Below are 2,255 nucleotides of genomic sequence, written 5' to 3'. Positions count from 1 at the left end.
TTCGTACGTCAGGCAGGGTTGCTCGATGTAGACATCGACGTCTTGTACGGCCCGAACGACGCGCATCGCTTCGTGCTGCGTCCAGCCGGTGTTGGCGTCGGCGACGAGTCGATCGGTCGGCTTCAGCATCGCACGCACGGCGCGAATCCGCTCGATATCGACATCCGGATCGCCACCCACTTTCAATTGAAAACGTGTGTAGCCTTGCTCACGGTAACTTTGAACGTTCTTTGCCATCTCCTCGGGCGCTTGTTGCGAGATGGCGCGGTAGAGTCGCACTCTCTCGCCGAAGCGTCCACCCAACAACATGCAAACCGGCATCTGCGCGGCCTTGCCGAGAATGTCCCAGCAGGCGATATCTATTCCCGATTTCACATACGGATGTCCTTTGAGTGCGGCATCCATCCGATAGTTGAGCTTCGCGAGCTCGCGCGGATCGAAGCCGAGCAGATGCGGCCCGAGTTCGCGCAGTCCGGCTCGCACTCCTTCGGCATACGCCGGTAGATAAAACGGCCCGAGCGGACAGACCTCGCCGTAGCCGACGAGGCCACATTCGGTTTCAACGCCGACGATCGTGCTATCGAAGACCGATACCGACTTCCCGCCGGACCATTTGTACGAGCCTTCAACCAACGGCAACTCGACACGGTGAGCAAAGATGCGTGCGATCTTCATGCGAGGCGTTCCTAAGTTGCTTATGGATTCAAGAAATCGTTTTGGATATCTACGACCGACGCTCTCTTGTCGCACGATCGCTGAGAACGGTGAAGCGTTGATCGCTGAGATCGCACACTCTTGCGGCTTCTTTGATTACAGCGTCTTCACCCGCGTCTTCCGATCCGCCACCGGCGCCTCCATTATTCCCGGTCCGTGGTCAGACGACCGATCGGCTACTTCTTATCCGCTGAAATCGCGTCGAGTTCTCCGCACAGGTCAAGCGCCTTCATCGCTTCTATGGTGGCGATGTACGTGATGTAGTGATAGTTGCCGCGGTAGAGCGAATGCATCCACCAGCGACCGCTCTCGCGCTGTTCGCGCTTTAACCACGCCAAACCTTTTTGGATGCGAGGGTCGGACGCGGGAACCTTATTTTGCCGCATCAGCACGATGGCTAGCGAAGTCATGTAGGCGTCGCTTTCCGGATGGTCGACGTCGGGCAGGCTCTTGATCAGGTTAAGTACCTTGGTACTCATTTCGAAGTGCCAATCGTCGATCGGCGACATGTCGCGCGTGCTCCAGCCGCCGTCGGTGTGTTGTTTCGACGCCAGGAGGGCCAGCGCCGCATCGCGATCCGACTGCGGAACCAACTCCGGCAGGTAGTAGGCGAGCTGCAGTTTCAAAACGCGGTCGAAGTCGTTCTTCGGAGGCGCGAGGCGGAACCACTGTTTCAGCTTTTCTATGCGGGCGAGCAGCGCTGCGTCCTTCTGTCCCGCGAGCCAACCCGGCGCCGCAGTGATGGCGCGAGCGGCTTGGAGCGAGAGTTCGAAGTCGGTGGTGATATGCGGGATCTCGACTTCGCCGTGGCTGATGAACGCGCCGCTTTCCGATTGACGCTCGAACATGTCGCGCAGCGAGCGCTCCGTGGCATCGGAAAGTTTGCCCGTGATGTGCCGGTCCCACTCCGCCAGCCCGACGCTCCGCCACACGCTCGAGAACGCACCGGGATAGAACTTGTGTCCGTTCTTCTCGATCTGATCTACATCTTTGACTTCCTGCGGCACGGCCTTCACGAAGTTCGCCAGCACCTCATCGCTCGGCTTTCCGAACTGCCGCGACCACCCGGTGTATTCGGTCATGTACGGACCGGTGGTGTGGCAATTCACGCACGTCTTCTCACGCACCCAACTTAAGGCTCCCGTTTCCAAATATTTCGCCGCTGCCTTCAGCGAATCCGGCCCGAACGCTTTCACCCGCGGTTCATCGGCCGAGGGAATACTCACGCGAACGTCGTCCAACTGATATTGATAGGCGGGCTTTGCAGGACTCTGTCCATGCGTTGCAACGGTCAGAGACAAAGTCGCCAAGGCCGCGAAACCGAGATGAAGGCCGGATCTACGTGGAAGACCGATGCGGCCGAGTAAAGTCGTGCTCATGTTGATTTCGAATCCTGAAGCGGTGACCTGCCCCCACGCGTGATACCAAGTGTTGCGTTAGTTTCTTCAAGAATCAAGCTTGGTCTTTTCGCGGAGCGCAGCGTAGCGAAAAGACCAAGCTTGAACGGCCTCGGGTGCCGGGGGTCGATAGCCCAACGAGCT

General features: G+C 58.6%; 2 protein-coding genes. Both read right to left on the bottom strand.

The annotated features are described in order from the left end of the window. On the bottom strand, positions 1 to 675 hold a 675-nt coding region (locus K8U03_02565; protein ID MCE9603766.1), incomplete at its 3' end, for a mandelate racemase. A gap of 215 nt (positions 676 to 890) precedes the next feature. After that, positions 891 to 2,093 carry a hypothetical protein gene (locus K8U03_02560; protein MCE9603765.1) on the bottom strand — a complete coding sequence of 401 codons (1,203 nt, stop codon included), beginning with the start codon at positions 2,091 to 2,093 and terminating at the stop codon, positions 891 to 893. Positions 2,094 to 2,255 lie beyond the last annotated feature (162 nt).

Source organism: Planctomycetia bacterium, assembly GCA_021413845.1.
Classification (GTDB): domain Bacteria; phylum Planctomycetota; class Planctomycetia; order Pirellulales; family PNKZ01; genus PNKZ01.
Note: the sequence above shows the minus strand (reverse complement) of the source record. Positions and strands in the feature narration are given on the sequence as shown.

What these genes read in the sequence shown, in the direction of transcription:
- K8U03_02560 (MCE9603765.1), bottom strand. Translation starts at nt 2,093, where the DNA reads ATGAGCACGACTTTACTCGGCCGCATCGGTCTTCCACGTAGATCCGGC.